At 57.9% G+C, this 21693-nt stretch carries 19 protein-coding genes and 1 pseudogene; 12 read left to right on the forward strand and 8 right to left on the reverse strand.

The features are described 5' to 3' along the window. Positions 1–28: 28 nt before the first annotated feature. The 12 genes and pseudogenes from ACP8IT_RS11580 to ACP8IT_RS11635 all read left to right on the forward strand — a co-directional run. Positions 29–691: pseudogene (locus ACP8IT_RS11580) on the forward strand (NUDIX hydrolase); the annotation flags it as partial. Then, complete coding sequence (locus tag ACP8IT_RS11585; protein WP_490290139.1) at positions 691–2922, forward strand: hypothetical protein; 2232 nt, start codon at positions 691–693, stop codon at positions 2920–2922. The pseudogene ACP8IT_RS11580 and the gene ACP8IT_RS11585, both read left to right, overlap by 1 nt. A 20-nt stretch (positions 2923–2942) precedes the next feature. After that, entirely contained in the window at positions 2943–6380 is a 3438-nt protein-coding gene (murJ, locus tag ACP8IT_RS11590; protein WP_023028022.1) for a murein biosynthesis integral membrane protein MurJ, read from the forward strand. Between the two features lie 111 nt (positions 6381–6491). Beyond that, positions 6492–7025 (forward strand): YceI family protein, encoded by a 534-nt coding sequence (locus tag ACP8IT_RS11595; RefSeq protein ID WP_005275938.1) that lies wholly within the window; start codon positions 6492–6494, stop codon positions 7023–7025. A 521-nt stretch (positions 7026–7546) separates the two neighbouring features. Then, entirely contained in the window at positions 7547–8008 is a 462-nt protein-coding gene (locus ACP8IT_RS11600) for an AlbA family DNA-binding domain-containing protein (RefSeq protein WP_490290140.1), read from the forward strand. Positions 8009–8080: 72 nt separating this feature from the next. After that, positions 8081–9352 carry an ATP-binding protein gene (locus ACP8IT_RS11605; protein WP_490298656.1) on the forward strand — a complete coding sequence of 424 codons (1272 nt, stop codon included), beginning with the start codon at positions 8081–8083 and terminating at the stop codon, positions 9350–9352. Continuing rightward, entirely contained in the window at positions 9333–11852 is a 2520-nt protein-coding gene (gene pepN / locus ACP8IT_RS11610) for an aminopeptidase N (RefSeq protein ID WP_490290142.1), read from the forward strand. Before ACP8IT_RS11605 ends, pepN begins: the two co-directional genes overlap by 20 nt. Before the next feature lie 94 nt (positions 11853–11946). Next, positions 11947–12495, forward strand: coding sequence for an RNA polymerase sigma factor (locus tag ACP8IT_RS11615; RefSeq protein ID WP_005275963.1), 549 nt, complete (start codon positions 11947–11949; stop codon positions 12493–12495). A gap of 132 nt (positions 12496–12627) precedes the next feature. Next, the gene (gene trxB / locus ACP8IT_RS11620; RefSeq protein ID WP_005275966.1) at positions 12628–13554 is read left to right on the forward strand and encodes a thioredoxin-disulfide reductase; all 927 of its coding nucleotides are present in this window, start codon (positions 12628–12630) and stop codon (positions 13552–13554) included. Positions 13555–13561: 7 nt separating this feature from the next. Beyond that, positions 13562–13885 carry a thioredoxin gene (gene trxA, locus ACP8IT_RS11625; protein WP_023029766.1) on the forward strand — a complete coding sequence of 108 codons (324 nt, stop codon included), beginning with the start codon at positions 13562–13564 and terminating at the stop codon, positions 13883–13885. A gap of 83 nt (positions 13886–13968) precedes the next feature. Then, positions 13969–15150, forward strand: coding sequence for an N-acetylmuramoyl-L-alanine amidase (locus ACP8IT_RS11630; RefSeq protein ID WP_034653713.1), 1182 nt, complete (start codon positions 13969–13971; stop codon positions 15148–15150). Between the two features lie 101 nt (positions 15151–15251). Further along, positions 15252–16613, forward strand: a complete 1362-nt coding sequence (locus tag ACP8IT_RS11635; protein WP_005275975.1) for an MFS transporter — start codon at positions 15252–15254, stop codon at positions 16611–16613. A 75-nt stretch (positions 16614–16688) separates the two neighbouring features. Here ACP8IT_RS11635 and ACP8IT_RS11640 read toward each other — a convergent pair whose 3' ends face one another. Genes ACP8IT_RS11640 through ACP8IT_RS11675 form a run of 8 tightly spaced genes read right to left on the reverse strand, consistent with a single transcriptional unit; the run spans position 16689 to position 21313 of the window. After that, positions 16689–17729: a ParB/RepB/Spo0J family partition protein gene (locus ACP8IT_RS11640; protein WP_237801226.1), complete on the reverse strand. Its 1041-nt coding sequence runs from the start codon at positions 17727–17729 to the stop codon at positions 16689–16691. Positions 17730–17735: 6 nt separating this feature from the next. Then, positions 17736–18584: a ParA family protein gene (locus ACP8IT_RS11645; protein ID WP_005275982.1), complete on the reverse strand. Its 849-nt coding sequence runs from the start codon at positions 18582–18584 to the stop codon at positions 17736–17738. A gap of 10 nt (positions 18585–18594) precedes the next feature. Continuing rightward, positions 18595–19194 carry a 16S rRNA (guanine(527)-N(7))-methyltransferase RsmG gene (rsmG, locus tag ACP8IT_RS11650; protein WP_237799839.1) on the reverse strand — a complete coding sequence of 200 codons (600 nt, stop codon included), beginning with the start codon at positions 19192–19194 and terminating at the stop codon, positions 18595–18597. A 33-nt stretch (positions 19195–19227) separates the two neighbouring features. Further along, the gene (gene yidC / locus ACP8IT_RS11655; RefSeq protein ID WP_023028030.1) at positions 19228–20211 is read right to left on the reverse strand and encodes a membrane protein insertase YidC; all 984 of its coding nucleotides are present in this window, start codon (positions 20209–20211) and stop codon (positions 19228–19230) included. A 13-nt stretch (positions 20212–20224) separates the two neighbouring features. Beyond that, positions 20225–20506 (reverse strand): membrane protein insertion efficiency factor YidD, encoded by a 282-nt coding sequence (gene yidD, locus ACP8IT_RS11660; protein ID WP_172596733.1) that lies wholly within the window; start codon positions 20504–20506, stop codon positions 20225–20227. Then, positions 20494–20874 carry a ribonuclease P protein component gene (gene rnpA, locus ACP8IT_RS11665; RefSeq protein WP_034653281.1) on the reverse strand — a complete coding sequence of 127 codons (381 nt, stop codon included), beginning with the start codon at positions 20872–20874 and terminating at the stop codon, positions 20494–20496. The genes yidD and rnpA overlap by 13 nt, the downstream gene beginning before the upstream one ends. A gap of 3 nt (positions 20875–20877) precedes the next feature. Then, positions 20878–21021: a 50S ribosomal protein L34 gene (gene rpmH, locus ACP8IT_RS11670; RefSeq protein ID WP_005275994.1), complete on the reverse strand. Its 144-nt coding sequence runs from the start codon at positions 21019–21021 to the stop codon at positions 20878–20880. Position 21022: 1 nt separating this feature from the next. Further along, a complete protein-coding gene (locus ACP8IT_RS11675; protein WP_237799798.1) occupies positions 21023–21313 on the reverse strand; it encodes a hypothetical protein in 291 nt (96 codons plus the stop codon). Between the last annotated feature and the right edge of the window lie 380 nt (positions 21314–21693).

Raw genomic sequence — 21693 nt, forward strand, 5'->3', positions numbered from 1 at the left:
TGAGAGTCTACTACGATTGGCAGGGATGACTAACCAAGAACAAGGCTCCGCGCAAGGCCCCTCCAAAGGAGGCGGCCGTAGCCGTAATCGGCGCCGGCGCCGGCGGCGGCCGGATAACCGCACGCGCCGCACTAACCAGCAGCGCAGGCAGCAACGCGGTGGCAATAATCATGGCACCTCCACCGTAATGGAGACCCGCGATGAGACCTCTGCAGGCGGGCTCGTAATCTCCGGGCTGGCCGAGTGCGTCGACGGCAACGGTAAAGCGGACCTGTCCCGCGTCTACGTGGCTCTTATCGGGCGCCTAGACCGTCGCGGGCGTTTATTGTGGTCCATGCCCAAGGGGCATGTGGAAAATGGCGAGGCCAAGGAGGTCACCGCGGAGCGCGAGGTATGGGAAGAAACCGGCATTTCCGGCGAGGTTTTCGCTGACCTCGGGGTGATCGATTATTGGTTCGTCTCTGATGGCGTGCGCATTCACAAGACGGTGCACCACCACCTCCTGCGTTTTGTGGACGGCATCATGAACGATGAGGATCCAGAGGTGACCGAGGTGTCCTGGATCCCCGTTTCTGAACTCATCGAGCACTTGGCGTACGCGGACGAACGCAAGCTCGCGCGCATCGCGCACGATCTCCTCCCCGATCTCGCACGAAAGGAAGCCGACGCAGGGAAAGCGACCCCACGCTAATGCACCAGCGCCTGAAATCACTCGCCGCGGCTGGCGGTTGCGCGGTACTCGCCGGTTGGGGATTGTTCCTACCAAACGCGGCGGCCCAAATGGACTCTGCTCCGGACAAGCAGATGGATATCCAGGCTTGGCTGGGCGCGCGCGGCCCGGAGCGCGCCGATCTGGACCTTATCGATGCCCAGCCCTTTACCGTAGGCAATGACCTGCGGCTGCGCTTCCGCGTGCACAACCCCACCGATCAGCCCTTAGAAGATCTGCAGATAACTAGCCGGCGCGGCGATAGCGTGGCTAATGCGGCAGAAGCGCGGACGGAAATGGCCACCGGTGATTTTCCCTATTACGGCCCGGGCATGACCACCGCGCCGTTGCAACCAGGTGAAACCCGGGAATTAAGCTTTACCGTACCCAGTGGATTGGATGCCGAGCGCACCTTGGCCATCAATGAACCGGGCGCCTATCCGGTGCTTTTTACCCTGACCGGCACCCTCGAGGGCGATGCGGTGAGCCTGGCAGAAGAGCGCTTCGTGGCCCAGTTCTCCGAAGAGGGCCCCACAGATCCCGCTGCGGCCGCGGCACCGGAAGAAGCGGCACCAGAAGAAGAACACGACGATGCCGAGGATTCCCAACCGCACGATCTCACGGTGGTTTATCCCATCAGCGCGAACCTGGACATCGTCCCCGGCGGGCTTGGGGGAGAAGAGCTCATCTTGTCCTCCGATAATTTAGGCCACGAGCTACGCAAAGGCGGCCGCCTCGATAGGTTGATTTCTACCTACGAGGATCATGACCTGCAGGGAGCGGGCTGCGTGGCCATCGACCCCGCGCTGCTCGATACCGTCAACCGCATGTCGCAAGGCTATACGGTCAATTCCACCCGCCCCGCGCAAGGCGATCGCCCCAAGCGCCTGCGCGATTCCTGGTCGCGGGGCAATGACGATGACAAGGGAGAGCCGGGCGAGGCAAAAAATGATGCCGAGCGGTGGCTGGAGCGCCTGCGCGAACTGGATTGTTTCATCGCCATGCCCTGGGCCAATGCGAATGCCTCTGCTGTGGCACGGGCCAATAATCCCGCCCTTCTCTTTGAGGGTTTGCAGCGCGGCAATCAAACCATTGAGCGCATCCTGGGCAAGGCACCGGCCAGCAATATCCTGGCGGTAGGTTCCGGTTATATTGACCAAAAATTGCCGGTGCCATCCCTGGTTGCGGATAATTCGAACTGGTCCGGCGAGGCCGCGACTTTCGATGCCTCCCTTGGCGCCCTGCTATCCCAAACCGGCTCCAAGCCGCAGACGGTTGGCTATTCCAACCCGGAGCTGCGCTATGACTACGCCAAAGATTCTGCTCTGTCTCGCGCCATCACGGGCGGGGCGGCCCTCAGCCTCGCGGGTGGGGAAGATACCGTGGCCAAGCTTCCCAACTACTTAGACCCAAGCGCGGCCGAGCATGCACTCGACGCCGCGGAAGAACTGCTCGACTCCGGCCACTCCCGTCCCCGCGGGATCAGCACAGTGGAATTGCAGCAGGGCGATCCGAACGCTCCCACCGGCAGCCCCTTTATCGATCCGGCCGTCTTTTCGGAACCCGAATTGGCCCGCGTTGAGCAACAGGCGCGCTATACCGATGAGCTGATGAATATCGTGGTGGATGACCCTGATATCACCATGACGCGCTCTGAATTCGTGCTGTCACTGCGCCGCGATCTCCTCAATTCCTTATCGCTTAATAATCGCGATAGCTTGAGCACCCACGCCGCAGCGCGCCAGTCCTTTTCCCGCACCATGGAGATGCACTCCAATACGCTGCGGGATCTGCGCGATTCCGTCTCCCTCATCCCGCCGGGCAATGTTTATACTCGCGTATCTGAGTCATCGCCGCTGCTCATCGTGGCCGAAAATGGCCTGCCATTGCCGGTGGAGGCGAAGCTGCAATACGATGCCCCCGATGGCGCGCGGCTCAACACGCCCAAAAGCGTCCGTATTCCCGCTAAGGGCTCTATTACTGTATCCATGACCGCTGATATGCCGAAGGACGCGGATCGCACGGACATTGGGCTGTGGCTGGCCACTCCTAAAGACCAGACCATTTCGCAGCCCATCACTATCTCGGTGCAGACACGTGCCGGTATCGTAACCTTATACGCTGCCGGCATAGCCGGCGCTCTTGCGCTGGTTTTGGCTACGCTCTTTCGGCTTGGCCGTCACCGACGCAAAAATCACAAGGCTGAAAAGTAAAAGTTGAAGTTGTATCCTCTATGACCGAAAAAGATGGCCGCCAGGCCCACCACGCGGAGAAGGCACCTGCAGGCGCGGTAGACCCCACGGATACCGCCCCCAATGCGGAAGAAAACCGTGTCCCGGTTACCGCCGGCGCGCGCGGCCGCATCGTGCGCGCCTCTCCACCCGCACCGGTACCAGAAAAGCGGCCCACCCCCTCAGTGCAGAACACGACTGTTCCCCCTGAGGAAGATAAGTCCGCGCTGACTGGCCGCAATGCGGAGATTGAGGCCTCCAATCAGGACGTCATCCGCGCGACGGGAACGATGGCCATCGCCACGCTGCTCTCGCGCATCACCGGCTTCCTGCGACAGATGCTGATCGGCGCCACCCTTGGTGCCACGGTGGGTACGGCCTTCAGTAGCGCCAACCAGATCCCCAACCTGGTCACCGAAATCGTGCTGGGCGCGGTGCTGACCTCACTAGTGGTCCCGGTCTTGGTGCGCGCGGAGAAGGAAGACTCGGACCGCGGCGAAACCTTCGTCCGAAGACTTTTTACCCTGGCGTTTTCCATCCTGGGCATCGTTACCATCCTCTCCGTTATCTTCGCGCCATTCTTAACGAGGATGATGCTGCCTGAAGATTCCAAGGCCAATGCCGTACAGGCAACATCATTGGCCTTCTTGCTTTTGCCGCAGATCCTGTTCTACGGCCTTTTCGCCCTCTTCCAGGCGGTTTTAAATACCAAGAATATCTTCGGCCCTGGTGCCTGGGCGCCGGTGGTCAATAACATCATTTCCATCAGCGTCCTCTTGGCGTATCGCTTTTTGCCAGGCCGCCTCGACCCGCACGATCCTACGCCGGTGGCGGATCCACACATCATGCTGCTGGGCCTGGGCACCACCACGGCGGTGATCGTGCAGTGCTTGATCCTTGTGCCGTACCTGAAAAAGGCCGGCATCAACCTGCGCCCGAAGTGGGGCCTCGATGCCCGCATCAAGCAATTCGGCGGCATGGCGCTGGCCATTATTACCTATGTGGCCATCTCCCAGCTGGGTTACGTGGTCACCTCCCGCGTGGCAGCGTATGCGGATGCCGGTGCGCCGCTGGTCTACCAGAACGCGTGGCTGATGCTGCAGGTGCCGTATGGCGTTATCGGCGTGACCTTGTTGACCGCCATCATGCCGCGGCTTTCGCGCAATGCCGCCGATGGCGATGTCGATGCCGTGGTGCGCGACCTCACCTTGGGCACCAAGCTGACCTTCATCGCGCTTATCCCCATCGTCATTTTCATGACGGGCTTCGGCGTGCCCATCGCCCGCGCGCTATTCCAGTACGGCGCCTACGGCGCAGATAGCGCAGAGCAGCTCGGCCTCACCATCAGTTTTTCCGCCTTTACCTTGATCCCGTATGCGTTGGTGCTGCTGCACCTGCGCGTTTTCTACGCCAGGGAAGAGGCGTGGACGCCCACCTTCATCATTGCCGGCATCACGCTGACCAAGATCGTGCTGACCCTGCTGGCACCGCTGATGACCAGCAACCCGGACCGGGTGGTTATCCTCCTCGGTACCGCCAACGGTTTTGGCTTTGTCTCCGGTGCGGTCATCGGCGGCTTCCTGCTCAAGCGCAAGCTGGGCAGCCTGGGCGGTAAGGCCGTGACCCAGACGGTCCTCTGGTCCTCCGGTGCCGGCGCGGTCGGACTAGTTGTCTCCTGGGCGCTGTACTGGCTCATGCAATTGGTCTTGCCGGCGCAACTGCCTTCGATCGTCTCGCTGGTCAAGGTCGTCGTGCTGGGCATCGTCTTTGTGATTATCACCGGAATCGTCCTGTCCAAGTCCTCCCTGCCCGAGGTGCAGAACCTGGCGCGCGCCCTCCAGCGCATCCCGGGAATGTCCCGGTTCATCACGGTGGACAATTCCAAGGCCATCGAAGTCGAGGAACCAGACCTGCAGGAAATCCAGCCGGTCTATACGCAGGATTCCTTCAATGCCACCTTGGTACCGCCACCGATGTCCGCCGGTATCGTCCGCGGCCCGCGCTTGGTCCCCGGCGCCCCCGTATCGGACGGTCGCTTCCGCCTCCTGCAGGATCACGGCGCTGTATCCGGCGCCCGGTTCTGGCAGGCCCGCGAACAAGCCACCGGCCGCCTCGTGGCGCTGACGTTCGTCGATACCAATACGCAGGCGCCCATCGCGCCGTCGACGCCCACGGTCTCTGCCCGCCGCTCCGCCGAAATCTCCCGCAATACGCGGCGTTTGGCCGAGCTCAACCTAGAGACCATGGCGGATAATATCGAGATTTTGTCCTACCGCACCGGCTGCCTGGTGGTGGCGGATTGGTTTGAGGGCACCTCCCTCAAGCAGGTGGCAGAGGCAGATAACCTCGACCCCAATTCCGTCGCCCGCGCTACCGCGCCGCTGTTTGCCGATGCCGCCACCGCCCACGACGCCGGCCTCATCCTCGGCGTGGAGCACCGCGACCGCTTCCGCGTATCCACCTCCGGCATCGTCAAGGTTGCCTTCCCCGCGGTGCTGGATGGGACGTCTGCAGAAAGCGACCGCGAGGCCCTCAGCTCCGCGCTAAGCATGCTGGTCGAATCCACCGAACCATCGCCGAAGAAGCTGCGCGATATTTCCGATGACGCCAATCTCACCGCCGATGAGGCCGCAGAGCGCCTCGAAGAGGCACGGCTGGCCTTTGATGCCGCGGATGCAGAGACCCGCGAAGAGAAGCTGGAAGAGCTGCAGGAGGCGGAGGGGCTGACCTCGGCGGGCATCGCCAAGCGCCTGCGCGAATTCGCCCCGGAAGAGCAGGAAGAAAAGACCGAGGCCCTCCCCGTGGTCGTTGAAGATGAGCCCACGCAGGAAGAGGATCCGAAGCAAGAACCCGGCTTTGGCGGCCGCGGTTACTCGGGCTCCGGCGTCGTGGTCATCGGCATTTTCGCCACCATCTTCGTCGTGGGCATGGCGGCGCTGACGACGTGGGTGATGTCCCTGCTCAGCGATGTAGAAAAGACCAGTTCGGTTACTGAAACCGTGCAGGGCTCCACGATGATCCCGGAAACCCCGCCGGTGCACCTCAAGGAATCATCCGCCATCACGGTGCCAGACGGCGAGGATAATGAGCAGCTTATCGATGGCAAGACGATCACCACCTGGTCCACGAAGGAATCCGGTTCCGGCGCCTTGGTCACCCTGGATAACCCGGCCCACCTTTCTGTCATGACCGTAACCCACACCAGGTCCAATGGCGCGCACTACGAAATCTATGGCGTTAATAAAGACGATTTCGATCCCAAGCACCCGCAGCTGAGCTCTCTTCCCAAATTGGCGGAAGGAAAGTTCAAGCACTTAAACGAGGAGCTGGAGCTCAAAGAAACGCCCCAACAATTCGATGCCGCGCTCATAGTCATCACGGAACTGCCTAAGTCAAAAGAGGTTACACTGGGGGAGGTCCAGCTTGTTGGCCATCCTTAAAACCGAGGTCAGAGGGTTGGAAAAAGAATTTTTACTTCAAGGCTTGACTAAATTTCCCAATCGGGTATCGTAGTTTGTGTTACATCAACAACAACGTTAGGAGAAACAATCATGTCCCTCGCAGCAGGTACCTACACCATCGACAAAGAGCACACCGTCATCGGATTCGTTACCAAGCACGCCATGGTTACCAAGGTGCGCGGCAACTTCGGTGAGTTCGAAGGCACCATCAACGTCGCCGAGAACATCGCTGACTCCACCGCAGAGGCCACCATCAAGGCTGCTTCCATCTCCACCGGCAACGAGGACCGCGACGGCCACGTAAAGAACGAAGACTTCTTCAACGTGGAAGAGTACCCAGAGCTTTCCTTCACCACCACCAACGTCAACGTTGATGAGGACGGCAACGGCACCGTCACCGGTGACCTCACCATCAAGGGCACCACCAAGTCCGTCGACCTCAAGGTTGAAGAGGTCGCTACCGCTGAAGACCCATTCGGCAACTTCCGCCTGGGTTTCGAGGCACAGACCAAGATCAACCGCAAGGACTTCGGCATCGACTTCAACGCTCCGCTCAAGACCGGCGGCGTCCTCGTTTCTGAAGACATCAAGATCGAGCTCGAGGTTTCTGCCATCAAGCAGTAATCGCACTTCTTTGAAACCTTGGGCTCTCACAGCCTTTTGGTTACCAACCACTAAAGCCCGCGCCGCGTACCCGCTCGGCCGCGGGCTTTAGTTGTATTCCCCAGGCAAATCTTTCAGGCTCGGTGCCTTGGCTGGGCAACTACTCGGCCAGCACACAACAACTTCAAACAACTTGAATTTATGCCTTGAGCTGCAGGTATGAAGAAGCGGCCGAATTATATTAGTTGAAAGTTGTGTATAGTTGTTTGAAACAACTTCTGGGTTCCGCGAAGCCCCCAAGTATTCGGGGTCAGCAGCCCCATTGGAAGTGAGATTTTACCCAAAATATCCAAGTTACGCTGGGTTTTTAAAGAAATCCCTAGGCCCCTCGTTTAGGATCCTGGAATCGCCGCGCGATTTTAAAGTAAACAACTTCAAACAACTTGCTACTCTTCTGACCAGCACATCTGCTGTAATCGAATAATTAAGCTTCGAGAAGTTGTACACAAGTTGTTTGAAACAACTTGTGCTAGCATTCATCTATGTCTGAGTCAGAATTGCAGGCCGTTTACGCAGCTCTCAAAGCTATCGAGGAAGGTGCTACCGCCGATAGCCAAGAGAGTCAGGTTTTGGACTTCAAAGAAGATCCCGCAACACATCCACAGAATCGAAACCCGGATGCTTCACTTACTGAATTCCTCATTAATGAAACCATATGCTTTTCCAACGCGGACGCTGCGGTTTGCCATATCGTCTTGGGCGTTTCCGATGAAAAGTCAGGTACCGCAGCTTTTACCGGAACCTCACGCAGCATCGAATGGATTGAGCAGAAAATATTTAATGGTACTCAACCGGGAATCAGAGTAGAAGGAACTGAACTTAACTATTGTGGTCAGCGGCTTATTTGTCTGCGAATTCCCAAAGGGTTGACACTTTACCAACGCCCGAAAGGGCAGGCCAGCATTCGCAGAGGCACCTCGTGCGTGCCACTTTCTGAAGAATAGCGGCGCTCCATCACCTACCAGCGCGCAAATCCGGACTTTTCTGCAGCTGAGTCCCGATATTCTTTCGAAGATTTGGATGCTACAGCCATCGAGCAAGCGCGCCAGCTCCTCAAAAAAGCACGATCGGCTTCAGGCTCCTTAGATCGAGCACCCCACACGACCAATGAACTACTTTCCGAGCTCGGTCTTCTCACCCGCGAAGGTCAGTTAACCTACGCCGCAGAAATCCTGTTCATTACTCCAGCCAATAGTCGAACTACCATCAGACACTTGGCCCGTGAGGTACCTGGAGGAGATCCCCAGGCCACGGAAATATCAGCACCTTTGATCACCGCCTACCTGAGGCTAAAAGAACTCGTAGCAACCGCAGCACGAACAGAAGTTGCACGCGTGAGCTTCCCAAACGGGCAAGAGATTTCTATCCCAGCCTTTCCTGAGACCGCAGTGGACGAGGTCATTTCTAACGCTCTCGCACACAGGGATTGGGATGCTAGTAGTGCAGTAGTTATTGACCAATCACCGACTGCGCTTACTGTGTGGTCACCAGGACCGTTGCCAGTGGGAGTCACAGAAAAGCGAATCTTAACTACTCAATCGATCCCCCGCAATCCCCGACTCATGGCTGCCTTAAGAATGCTGGACCTTGCAGAGGAATCTTCACGGGGTTTCGACCGCATGTGGGCATCGATGTTAGCTAGTGGACGCCATACCCCGGCTTTGCATACAGCGGAGAATTTTGTCGAAGTAAGCCTATCTTCTGGTGAGGTAGACAAGGACTTTGTCTATGCGTTAGCTAGATTAAACGACCATTACCCGGACAAGGCGTTTGAAAGTATCAATGGGTTACTTATCGCACGCCAACTGATGGATCACAAGATTTTGCTCAACCGATCCGCAGCCGCTCTAATGCAAGTCACCGAGCAAGAAGCCCAAGGTATTCTCCAGTGGTATTCGTCTATTGGATACCTGGAAAGGCTTCGGAACGCCGGGGAATGGATCCTGTCTGGTGACGCGAGGAAACTTATGGGATTGAATAAACAAGGAGCAATTTCATCGGCCTCAGTGCAAGATTGGATTTTGGCACAGCTTGAAGCAGGCGAAGTACTCTCCGCGCGGGAGACGGCCGAGGAATTAGGTGTCGACAGAAAGGTTATAACTGATATCCTGCGCCATTTGAAAAAATGGGACAAGCCACGATCGATCCATCGGGCCCACAAAGAGGCAGTAATACTCGGTGGATTGTCGCCGGTTGAAATGCTCGTCGCAGATTCAGGGGGGCACATCTTCCTGAGCCCAGCTTCTGCGGTAACTATAGTTTCTAACTATGACGACACAACGCGATAAAACCCAGCACGAGCAGCTCCAAGAGCGCGCTGCAGCAGTAGACCTGCGGGCATACCACCTACACCTCGACTTATCTCAAGTTAAGGAAAGCCCCACGTTTGGCGCGACGAGCCGCATCGATCTCACCACCATCGAGCCCGAGCTTTTCCTGGACTACCTGGGAGAATCGGTAGAGCAGGTAACGGTTAACGGTCAGGCGCAGGACATCGACTTTGATGGCAGCCTTATCCGCCTCCACGGGCTACCGGTAGGGGAGGAGCTGACGATTGAGGTCAGTGGCACCTCGCGCTACTCGCGCACGGGCCAGGGTTTGCACCGCATGCACGACCAGGCCGATGACGCGACCTATCTGTACTCACACCTCGAGCCTTCCGATGCCCGCCGCATCTTCCCTTGCTTTGAGCAGCCCGACCTCAAGGCGCCGTTCCACGTCGCCATGACCGCGCCGAAGGACTGGCAAATCCTCTCCAACCAGCCGGAGACCGAGCGCGAGGAGCACGGTGACAATGCCGCGGTTCGCTTTGCGCCCACCCCGCCGCTTTCGACGTACCTCACCTCTTTTGCCGCGGGGCCTTATAAGTACCAAGAGCGCACCTGGACTTCGCCGGATGGCGAGCACTCCGCGCAGCTGCGCGCCTTTGCCCGCGCCTCCATGTTTGAATACTTGGACGAGGAGATCTTGGAGCTTACCGCGCAGGGCATGGACTATTTCCACGAGAACTTCGGCTTTGCTTACCCCTGGGGTAAGTACGATTCCATCTTCGTGCCGGAATATAACCTCGGTGCGATGGAGAACCCTGGCCTGGTGACCTTTACGGAAAGCTATATCTTCCGCTCTAAGGCCACGCGCAGCCAGAAGGCCTCTCGCGCAAATACCATCCTGCACGAGATGTCCCACATGTGGTTCGGCGATCTTGTCACTCCGCAGTGGTGGGACGATCTCTGGCTCAAAGAATCCTTCGCGGAGTTCATGGGCGCCGATGCCTCCGTGCACGCCACCGACTACGAAGAGGCGTGGGTCAACTTCGCCGGCGAGCGTAAAAACTGGGCCTACCTGCAGGATCAGCTTCCCACCACGCACCCCATCAAGGCCGATATCCCAGACGTCGATGCCGCACGCCAGAACTTCGATGGCATTACCTATGCCAAGGGCGCGGCCGTGCTCAAGCAGCTCGTGCACTACGTGGGCCGCGATAATTTTTACGCGGGCGCGCGGGATTACTTCCAAGAGCATGCCTTCGCCGCGGCCACCTTCGATGACCTGCTCACGGCCCTGAAAAAGCACACTGACCGCGACCTCGATTCCTGGTCAAAGGCGTGGCTGCGCACCTGGGGTCCGGATACACTTACCCCGGAGCTGCACACGGAGGGCGAGAAGATCACCGAGCTTGCGGTGAGCGCCGAGGCCGAGGATACGACCCGGCCACACCGCCTGAGCGTGGCGCTTTTTGATGCCTCCTTGCACAAGTACCGCGAGTTCGACATCGACCTTCCCGCCGGCGGCCACCGCACCATCGTGGATGAGGCGGCGGGGGAGAAGGCCCCGGCATTGCTGCTGCTTAACGATGCCGACCACACCTACACCAAGGTCCGCTTCGACGACGTTTCGCTTGCCACCATTAGCGATCACCTCTCCGAGGTCCAGGATGGGCTCAGCCGCGCGGTCATCTGGACCTCGCTGTGGAACCTCACCAGGGACGGGGAGTGGAATGCGGAGGAGTACGTGGGGGTCGTCGCCAAGCATGCACCCGCAGAGACCAATGCCACGCTGCTGACCACCGCCTACGGCAATGCGCACTTTGCCATCCAGCACTATGTGGCCCAGGATCGCCGCGAGCAGGTGCGCGCCGAATTCGCCAACGCGCTGTGGGAACAACTCGGTGCTGCGGATTCGGGCTCCGATGCGCAGCTCATTCTGGCCCGCACCGCCATTGCCGCACTGGCCGCCACGCCTAAGGACTCCGGCACCGATCGCCTGCGTGACCTGTTTGCTGGCACGGTCGAGGACCTGCGCCTCGATCCGCAGATCCGCTGGTCCATCCTGCGCGCCCTGGCCGCCCGCGACGCCGTCAAACTGGATGAGCTGGAGGCAGAAAAGCAGCGCGATAATACGCTGACCGGCGCCGCCGAATTCTTGGGCGCTAGCCACGCCTTCCCCACGCCGGAGACCAAGCGGGCCGCCTTCGATAGCGCGCTAACGCCAGGGGAGTACTCCAATGCGGAGGTCGACGCCCTGCTGGCCGGCTTCAACGCCCCGCGCTCGGCGGAGCTGCAAGAAGAATTCGCCGAGGAGTTCTTCCGCCGCGTCGAAGACACCTGGGATAACCACCCGATTGAGATTGCCAACCGGCTAATCCGCGGCCTCTACCCGGAATCTTCCATGGCGGAGTCCGCCACCACGGATCTCCTGCACAAGGATCTGCCGGGTGCGCTGCGCCGCGTACTCCTAGAGTGCCGCGATCACCTGCGCCGCACCCTGCGCGTGCGCGCTCAGCAGTAGGCGGGTCAATAGACTGTACCGCCGCCGGCTCGCGCCGGAGTTCTCCTCGGGTCACAATTGCTTTAACACTTGTTGATCCGGGGGGAATCTACAGATGCCATTAAGTCCTGACCACAGCGACGAAGAATTAGTTGATGCTTTTATCGAGGGGGATAATAAAGCCTTTTCCGCCATCGTGGAACGCCACCGCAAGCGGCTGACCACCGTGGCGCGGCGTTATACAAGGAATGAGTACGACGCGCAGGATGTCGTGCAAGAAGCCTTCCTGCGCGCTAGCTGCAATCTCCATAACTACCGGCGGGAATCGGCCTTAAGCACGTGGCTGCACCGCCTAGTGAAAAACACCGGCTACGACTATTTAAATCACCGGGCTAATAGGGAAAACGCCTCGCTCGATAGCGATGATTTTGCCGATGATCGCAATCCACTGCTGGCGCATAACCCATCTGAAAACCTTGCCGAGCAGCTCGTCGTCCGCGAGGCCATGGAGCTTTTAAGGCAAGACCAGCGCGAAGCCCTCATGCTTACCGATGTCGCCGGGTTCCGCGTCAACGAAGTTGCCACCGCCCAAGGCGTAAAGCCCGGCACCGTTAAATCTCGCCGCGCACGCGCGCGGGAGGTCTTGCGCGAAGCCATCGGTTAACTACATCTCGATATCGCATCATTCTTGCATCAATTTCGCAGCCGCTAGCCTTTACAATATGAACGATTCGCAATCTGGCGGGTAGACTCTTGACGTTACGCAAAATGACACTGTGATTTTAGGGAGTTAGCAATGACCGTCCACGATGTTGCCATCGTAGGTTCCGGACCTGCCGGTTATACCGCCGCGCTTTATGCCGCTCGTGCTGAACTCAGCCCCATTGTATTTGAGGGATTTGAATACGGTGGCGAATTAATGAACACCACCGAGGTAGAGAACTACCCGGGCTTCCAAAAGGGCATCATGGGCCCAGAGCTCATGGAAGAAATGCGCGCACAGTCAATCCGCTTTGGCGCGGATCTGCGCATGGAAGTCGTCGACTCCGTTGAGTTGGAGGGCGATATCAAAAAGCTCCACGTGGGCGATGAGGTATTTGAAGCCCGCACGGTAATCCTCGCCACCGGCGCCGCACCGCGCCACCTTGGCATTCCCGGCGAGGAAGAGCTCTCCGGCCGCGGTGTTTCCACCTGCGCTACGTGCGATGGCTTCTTCTTCAAGGGACACAATATCGCCGTCATCGGCGGCGGCGATTCCGCCATGGAGGAAGCTACCTTCCTGACCAAGTTCGCGGAGTCTGTCACCATTGTCAACCGCTCCGAAAACTTCCGCGCATCTAAGATCATGTTGGACCGCGCCCAGGAGAACGAGCAGATTAAGTGGGAAACCAATAAGGTTGTCGAGCGCGTGCTTGAAGATGACGGCAAGGTCGGCGGCCTAGAGCTCAAGGACGTTGAGACTGGGGAAACCTCCACCTTGGATGTCACCGCCATGTTCGTTGCCATTGGCCACGATCCGCGCTCGTCCTTCCTCAACGGCCAGGTAAAGCTAAACGATAACGGCTACGTTGAGGTTGATCAGCCCTCCACTAAGACCTCCCTGCCTGGCGTTTTCGCTTGCGGTGACTTGGTAGATGATCACTATCAGCAGGCCATCACCGCCGCAGGATCTGGCTGCCGCGCTGCCATGGATGCGGAACAATTCTTGGCTGCAAACCGTTAGATCCAGTATGAGTAACGTCAAAAAGGTAACCACTGAAACATTCCGTTCTGATGTCATCGAGTCGGATAAACCCGTCGTCGTAGACTTCTGGGCGGAATGGTGCGGGCCATGCAAGAAGCTGTCTCCGATCTTAGAAGAGGTCGCAGATGAGCTCGACGGTGAAGTCACCATCGCCCAGGTCAACGTCGATGAAGAACGAAACCTCGGTGCCATGTTCCAAATCATGTCCATCCCAAATGTATTGATTTTCAACAATGGCGAGAAGGTCGATGAGTTCGTCGGCCTGCGTTCTAAAGATGACATCGTGGCGCAAGTGAAAAAACAGCTATAGCTGTTAATCTTGTTACTAAAGTTAACGAGTAGGAAATCTGCCATGCGGCCCAAAGTCCTAGGGCCGTGGAAGGGGTGAAAGGCGTGAATCGCGTTCTTCGGGTTGGTGATTCAAGTGTGCGCGTAGCTGAAGCTCGCGCCACCTTGGCTCGCCTTGGCCTCTTATCAGATTTCACGGGGGAACTGTCTGCCTGGAAAAAGCAGAAGTACTCCGAGACTGATAAGACCTTTGATGCCGATCTCGCTGAAGTGCTCAAGGCATTTCAGCAGTCGCGCGGCATCCTCCCAACGGGAGAGATCGACGATCTCACCCTGCGCGAGTTACGCCAAGCCTCTTATACCCTGGGTAGCCGTGTATTGAGCTACGAGCCCACCAATGCCTTGGTGGGCGATGACATTTCGCAATTGCAGCAGCAACTGCAAGAGCTTGGGTTTTATCAAGACCGCGTCGATGGTCATTTTGGCCGCACTACCCACGCCGCGCTCACCGAATACCAGCACAATTGCGGGCTGCAGGAAGACGGCGTGTGTGGCCCCGCGACCATTCGCGCGCTCAGCTTGCTCGGCCGCCGCATCACCGGCGGTTCGGCGCACAATATTGTAGAACGCGAGCGCGTGCGCAATGCCGGACCAAAGCTGGCTGGCAAGCGCGTGGTCATTGACCCTGCGCTCAGTGGCCGGGACTCTGGCTTCACGGTCAAGGGCCGTTTTGGTGATATTTCTGAGCAAGAAATTCTATGGGATCTCACCCAGCGCATCGAAGGCCGCATGATCGCCGCCGGCATGGAGACCATTATTTCGCGCCCCCGCACCGATGATGCGGACGTGCAATCCCGTGCCGAGCTGGCTAATGCCTTTGATGCCGATATGGTGATCTCTTTGGCGTGCGATTCTTATCCCAATGAGAAGGCCCACGGCGTAGCCACGTTCTACTTTGGTTCCGAATCCGGAAACTCCTCACTCATTGGTGAGACCCTGTCTGGCTTCATCCAGCGTGAAATCGTGGCCCGAACCGATCTGCAGGACTGCTCTAACCATGGCCGCACCTGGGATCTCTTGCGCCTGACGCAAATGCCGGTTGTTCAGATCTTTTTGGGTTATCTCACCAACCCTGAGGACGTCAAAATCCTGACCAACCCTAAGCGCCGTGATGATATTGCAGAAGCAATCGTCATCGCCGTCAAGCGCATGTACCTCATGGAGCAAGACACCGCCATTACCGGCACCTACAAATTCTCCGAACTTCTCCAGGCGGAGCAGGCTTAGCCCTCCTCACTAGGTTTGGGGCGCAGGCATTCTTTTGTGGCGTAGCCACCGTGTAATATCAGTCCAGTTATTGACTACTACACAGTGAATGGATTCCCATTATGGGCAGCTCAACCTCCGCCCCAATTTCCACAAAAGAAACCCGCCGCGTGGTAGCTGCCACCACAATCGGAACCGCGATTGAATGGTACGACTACTTTCTCTATGCCGCGGTTGCCGGCCTGGTATTCAACCAGGTGATGTTCGGCCCCTTAGAAGGCGGGGTAGCCAGCATCGTGTCCTTCGCCTCCGTGGGCCTATCTTTCCTTTTTCGCCCACTTGGCGCGTTCCTAGCGGGACATTTCGGTGACCGTCTTGGCCGCCGCCTCGTTCTCATGGTCACCCTTTTTGCCATGGGCGGGGCCACCACACTGATTGGCCTCCTGCCTACCTACGATACGGCGGGAGTATGGGCTCCCATCCTGTTGATTTTCCTCCGCATCATTCAAGGCATTTCTGCCGGGGGAGAGTGGGGTTCCGCGGTACTGCTTGCAGTTGAGCACGCTCCCAACGATAAGCGCGGCCTCTTCGGTGCTGGACCACAGATCGGAGTCCCCATCGGCCTACTGATGTCCTCTGGCGTGCTGTCCATCATGAATATCATCGCACCAGGGGATGCCTTCCTTGAATGGGGTTGGCGCGTGCCGTTCTTGCTTTCCTTCGTCCTAGTGATCATCGGCTACGCGGTCCGCGTCGGCGTGGATGAATCACCGGTCTTTCAGGAGATCTCGGATAATAAGAAACGCGAGGCTGCAAACCCCATTGGGATCCTTTTCAAGCGGTATTTCCCGCTTGTCCTCGTCGCGGCTCTAGTCTTTGCCGGAAATGGCACCGTGGGTTATATGACCACCGGTGGCTATATCCAAAATTACGCCACCAACCCCGAGGGCCCGGTCTCGCTCGCGCGTGGCGATGTCCTCAATGCCGTCACCCTATCCGCCTTCACGTGGCTCATCTTTACCCTTTTCGCCGGCTGGTTATCGGACTACATCGGGCGCCGCGCGACGTATCTCATCGGATTTGTCATTCAAGCAATCGGCGCAGCGGCCCTTTTCCCGCTGGTAAATACGGCGTCCCTAGGATTGCTGTATGCCGCCCTCATCTTCCTGACGGTAGGCCTCGGCTTAACCTACGGTGCGCAATCTGCCATGTATACCGAGCTTTTCCCTGCATCCATCCGTGCCTCGGGCGTATCGATTACTTATGCCATCGGTTCCGTCCTCGGCGGTGCCTTCGCCCCGATGATCGCCGCAGCATTGGTAGAAGCAACGGGCACGACCTTTGCGGTTTCCGTCTATCTTGTCTCCGCAAGCATCGTCGGATTTATTGCGGCCCTACTCCTGCGTGAGCGCAAGGGCATTCCGCTTGGCGCCGAATACGAGGAAGAACAAGCCAAGGGCCACTTCATCTTTTCTAAGAAATAGTGCCCTCGCTCTAAAGAGGAGGGCACTCACCTTGCGGAAGTGGCAGGCACCTGGGGAACCTGCCACAGGAGCCAGTTATTTATCCCGCTCCATCAGCGCCATGATGCGCTCGAAATCTTCTTGGTCGCCGAATTCTACGACCATCTTGCCCTTGCGCTTACCCATAGTCACGGTGACCTTGGTATCGAAGCGATCCGAGAGGCGCTCGGCCGAGTCGGTGAAAAATTGCGGCTGCGGTACCTGAGACTTCTTCTTATTCTCCGCAGGCTTCCCGTCGCGCTTATATAGCGTCACGGCTTCCTCGGTCGCGCGCACGGACAAGCCCTCCGAAATAACCCGGTCCGCGATGTAGTCCATCGCTTCCTTGTCATCGAGGCCCAAGATAGCGCGGGCGTGACCGGCCGAGAGGGTGCCTGCGGCGACTCGCTTTTGCACATCCACCGGCAACCGCAGCAGGCGGAGCATGTTGGTCACCTGCGGGCGGGAGCGGCCAATGCGGTCCGCTAGTTCGTTCTGGGTAACGCCGAACTCTTCCAAAAGCTGCTGATAGGCGTGCGCCTCTTCCAAAGGGTTGAGCTGGACGCGGTGGATGTTTTCCAGCAGGGCATCGCGCAGCAGATTGTCATCTTTGGTATCGCGCACGATGGCGGGAATGGTGGCCAGGCCAGCCTTAGAGGAGGCGCGCCAACGGCGCTCACCCATGATGAGCTCAAATCCGCCCTCCTCGGAGGGACGGACGACGACCGGCTGTAGGAGGCCGAACTCGCGGATGGAGTGAACCAGCTCGCTGAGCTCATCTTCATCAAAAACGGTGCGCGGCTGCTTGGGGTTGGGGACGATGTCCCCCACGGAAATCTCGCGGTAGGTCGCACCGATTGCTGCCGGCGTAGCTTGCCGCTTCTTGGAGGACTTGGACCCGGATCCTTGTTGGATGGTGGGGGCGCCCTTCACGCGCTTCTCGCCGCGTGCCTTGCGCTCGCTATTGCCCGTGGAATTTCCCAGGATAATATCTGCGGCGGAATCACCCAGCCGTGGCTTGCGGGTGGGCGCATCGGGGCCGGACGGGATGAGAGCGGCCAAGCCTTTGCCTAGGCCACCTTGCTTTTGTTCTGCCATGAAATCCTATCCTTCCAATTCCGCATAAATTTCGGGGCTCACGCCAATCGCCCCCGTAGTGGGATGCGGGCGATAATCACCGCGCCTGTTGAGCTCGCGAGCCGCCGCGAGGTACGCCCGTGCACCGGTGGATGAAGGGGCGTAATCAATGACCGTAGTCCCGTAACCAGGCGCCTCTGAGACGCGCACAGAACGCGGGATGACATTGCCCATGACAACGGCGCCAAATTGCTCACGAACGTTATCGGCCACATCCTCAGCCAAACGCGTACGTGCATCATACATGGTAAGGAGCACCGCAGAGATATGCAGATCTTCATTGAGGTGCTCGCGAATCATCGTGATATTGCCCAGTAACTGGCCCACGCCCTCCAGTGCGTAGTACTCGCACTGGATAGGAATAATGACTTCTTCCGCACACGTCATGGCGTTGATCGTCAGCAAGCCCAAAGATGGCGGGCAATCAATAAAGACGTATTCAAAGCCGTGCTCTTCTAGGAACCCTTTATGGAGGGCATCGTAAAGCCGAAACTCGCGGCGCACGAGAGATACCATCTCAATTTCTGCGCCGGCAAGATCGATGGTCGCGGGGATGCAATAAAGGTTGGAATTATGCGGGGAAGCCTGCATGGCCTTTTCCGCAGTGCAATCGCCCAAGAGCAATTCATAGCTGGAATCGGTTCCTGAGCTATGTTCCGCGCCCATGGCGGTCGATGCGTTTCCCTGGGGGTCAAGGTCAATGACCAATACCTTCTTGCCTTCAGTAGCAAGGGCTGCGGCCAAGTTAGCGGCGGAGGTGGTTTTACCTACGCCGCCCTTCTGGTTGGCAATGGTGATAAGGCGCGGATTAGTCATGCCGTCTACTTTAGTTCACGCGCGGGACACGGATAATCGTGGTTCCGTGAACGGTCGTGACCTCGGCCTTTCCGCCGCCGGCCTTCTTAATATCCGCGGCATCGCGCTCCAGCTCTTCGTGTACAGAAGAACCTTTCAGCGCGATCATTTCCCCGCCTTTGCGCACCAGGGGAAAAGACCACTTTGCCAGCTTTCCCAGGGGAGCTACCGCGCGGGAGGTCACCACGTCTGCGCCGGCCACTGCCTTCTTAATGGGGCCTTCTTCGGCGCGCCCGCGCAGCACGGTGACGTTATCTAATCCCAGGTTTTCGGTTACCTCGTTGAGGTAGTTATAGCGCTTCAAAAGCGGCTCAATGAGCGTGATGTGCAGATCGGGGCGGGCGATGGCAAGCGGGATGCCGGGCAGCCCGGCACCAGAGCCGACATCGATAACCCTGGCGCCTTCCGGAATGACTTGTTCAATAACTGCGCAGTTTAAGATGTGGCGCTCCCACAGCCGCGGTACCTCGCGCGGGCCGATAAAACCACGAGTGGACCCGTCTGTAGCGAGCGAATCGTGGTATTCCTGCGCGAGCGGCAGGCGAGAGCCAAATACTGCAGACGGGTCCATCTCGGACACTATGAGAATCTCCTCAGTAGCTGTTTAGTTGTCGTTCTTCCGCTGTTTCTTCGTGCGGTTGTCTTTCTTGCGAGCGCCAGGCTTTGGAGCGGTAGTGCGCTTGGCCTCAATCTTAGCGGCCTCTTCCTCTTCTTCTTCGCGGTCCATCTTTCCGTAGATGATTCGGGTCTGGAAGAAGGTCCACACGGTGTTGGACAGCATGTAGAACAGCAAACCGATGGGCCAGATGAAGCCGGAGAAGATCAGCATTGCGGGCATGACCCACAGCATCATCTTGGACATCATGGCCATCTGCTGCTGCATCATTTCCGCATTCTGACCCTGCGGGGCAGAAGTCTTGCCCTGGGCGCGGCGCTTTTCCTGGCGGTTCAGGCTCATGCGCGCGTTGAAGTGCATCAACACGACAATCACGGCAATCATCGGCACGATGATGAACGCCGCCTGGGTGGTGGTGGTAACACCTTCCACCAAGGGCGAGTTCAGGCGCAGGTTCGTCACCAGCGGAACACCGAAGATCTTGGCGTCCAAGAACTGCTGGACGAGCTCCGGCTTAAAGATGTAGTTCGCGGTATTGGCATTGTCCTCAATGGACATCGGCTCGCCGCTGGGGTGTCCAAAGCCGCCGGCTACAGACACCGTGCGGTCGAACGAGCGCAGCACGTGGAAAAGACCAATGAACATTGGAATCTGCACCAAGACCGGAAGGCAGCCGGCCATCGGGCGGACGCCAGCGTCCTTATAGACCTTCTGCATTTCCTGCGCGGCGCGAGCCTGATCCTTGCCGTACTTCGCGCGGATTTCCTGCACCTTGGGCTGGATTTCCTGCATCTTGCGCGAAGATCGAATCTGGCTCACGGTGGGCTTGACCATGAGCGCCTTCAGCGTCCAGGTCAGCAGCACGATGGCCAAAATCCACGTAATGCCCCAGGCGGGATCCATTACGAGGGATAGCAGCCAGTGCCAGAACCATAAAACGGCCGAAATTGGCCAGTAAATGAAATTAAGCACGAGTGTTTAATCCTCAGTTGTTGTTGGTGACCGGTACCGGGACTGGATCGAATCCGCCCGGATGCCAGGGCCCACATTTGCACACCCTAGCCATTGCCATCGCCGTACCTTTAAGCGCGCCATGTCTGGACAACGCCTCTAAGGCGTAAGCACTGCATGTCGGTTCGAACCGACAGGTTGATACCATCTTAAGGCCCGAGACATGTTTTTGGTAGAAACGAACCGCTTTAACCAGCGGCGCGGCCAGTCCGGAGGCTGCAGGAATTTCTTCCCCACGGGTATTTAAATATCCCATTGCTTGCGCAGCGCCTTAGTAATATCTTTTTCTAATTGCTCACTGGTGGCGGTCGCGCTGGCAGGTAGCGCACGGATGACAACATCCACGCCCGCTGGGAGCTTGGGGATGAGCGTCATGCACACATGGCGAAGCCGCCGGGAGGTGCGGTGGCGTACCACTGCATTCCCGACGGCTTTAGAAACAATGAGGCCGAATCGCGGCCCAGTGGCCGCGATCTCGGCCGGATTGCCCATGGTGCCATTGGAATTCGCACTCATGGTATCGCGCGCATGCACGACGACGGTGCGAGTGCCCTGCCGGCGACTGCCCTTCATCGTCCGCCGAAATTGCGGCGGTGATGTGAGCTTGTGGTGGGCTGGCAGCATGACTTATGCGGACAGCTTTGCGCGGCCCTTCTTGCGGCGAGCGGCCACAATTGCACGACCGGAACGGGTGCTCATGCGAGTGCGGAAACCGTGCTTACGTGCACGGCGACGGTTGTTCGGCTGGAACGTGCGCTTACCCTTTGCCACGTCAATTCTCCTTGAAGTTGTACGTGGACATACTGCCGCCTGAAAACGGCAGCACATCCACTGATGAATGGATTCCATGAACCTGACGCATCACTGTTATCCAAATGCTCGGCGAGCCTTGGTAGCCCAGCCAATGCGAAGTGACGCCGTCCTGTTCATACGCAACTCTCTGTTGCAATAGACCATGCCAGATTACGTGATTTAAACCGCTGGAAACAAATCGACACCCGGTTACACCCGAAATTACATAAGTGTTTTTTCCTGCAGCTAGAGGGCCAGTTTTCGCGCTCATGCTGCGGCTAATCCTTCGCGCCGCAACCCTCCATAGCATTTTGCATTTTAAGTATAAATCCTCCGTTAGACACACCCGCCTTCGCGGCGGTAGAACTAAGGAATCGAATTCCACAGCAAGCTAACCGTTGTGGATAACTCTAAATAACCACTTGAGAGTTTTACTGTTTCCGCAGTACAACACCGTAAAGTGGGCTATCACAAGTTATCCACAGCCATGCACTAAGCTGTGAATAACTATTTCTTCCACACCTGTGGATAACTCTGTGGAGATCGAGGTGACTCGATAAAAACCACTGTGAAAACCGCGGTGGAATCCACCGTGGAATTTGTTATTTACTGTCCACCCGTCCCCGAGAGAATTATTGAAGGTAGCCCGTT

It is taken from the genome of Corynebacterium sp. LaCa_23 (genome assembly GCF_058182375.1).

Coding starts and splice junctions, on each gene's coding strand:
- ACP8IT_RS11675 (WP_237799798.1), bottom strand. CDS start 21,313: ATGAGCGCGAAAACTGGCCCTCTAGCTGCAGGAAAAAACACTTATGTA.
- trxB (WP_005275966.1), top strand. CDS start 12,628: ATGACCGTCCACGATGTTGCCATCGTAGGTTCCGGACCTGCCGGTTAT.
- ACP8IT_RS11645 (WP_005275982.1), bottom strand. CDS start 18,584: ATGACTAATCCGCGCCTTATCACCATTGCCAACCAGAAGGGCGGCGTA.
- rsmG (WP_237799839.1), bottom strand. CDS start 19,194: ATGGACCCGTCTGCAGTATTTGGCTCTCGCCTGCCGCTCGCGCAGGAA.
- ACP8IT_RS11640 (WP_237801226.1), bottom strand. CDS start 17,729: ATGGCAGAACAAAAGCAAGGTGGCCTAGGCAAAGGCTTGGCCGCTCTC.
- ACP8IT_RS11585 (WP_490290139.1), top strand. CDS start 691: ATGCACCAGCGCCTGAAATCACTCGCCGCGGCTGGCGGTTGCGCGGTA.
- yidD (WP_172596733.1), bottom strand. CDS start 20,506: ATGGGATATTTAAATACCCGTGGGGAAGAAATTCCTGCAGCCTCCGGA.
- murJ (WP_023028022.1), top strand. CDS start 2,943: ATGACCGAAAAAGATGGCCGCCAGGCCCACCACGCGGAGAAGGCACCT.
- rnpA (WP_034653281.1), bottom strand. CDS start 20,874: ATGCTGCCAGCCCACCACAAGCTCACATCACCGCCGCAATTTCGGCGG.
- ACP8IT_RS11600 (WP_490290140.1), top strand. CDS start 7,547: ATGTCTGAGTCAGAATTGCAGGCCGTTTACGCAGCTCTCAAAGCTATC.
- ACP8IT_RS11615 (WP_005275963.1), top strand. CDS start 11,947: ATGCCATTAAGTCCTGACCACAGCGACGAAGAATTAGTTGATGCTTTT.
- pepN (WP_490290142.1), top strand. CDS start 9,333: ATGACGACACAACGCGATAAAACCCAGCACGAGCAGCTCCAAGAGCGC.
- ACP8IT_RS11635 (WP_005275975.1), top strand. CDS start 15,252: ATGGGCAGCTCAACCTCCGCCCCAATTTCCACAAAAGAAACCCGCCGC.
- trxA (WP_023029766.1), top strand. CDS start 13,562: ATGAGTAACGTCAAAAAGGTAACCACTGAAACATTCCGTTCTGATGTC.
- ACP8IT_RS11595 (WP_005275938.1), top strand. CDS start 6,492: ATGTCCCTCGCAGCAGGTACCTACACCATCGACAAAGAGCACACCGTC.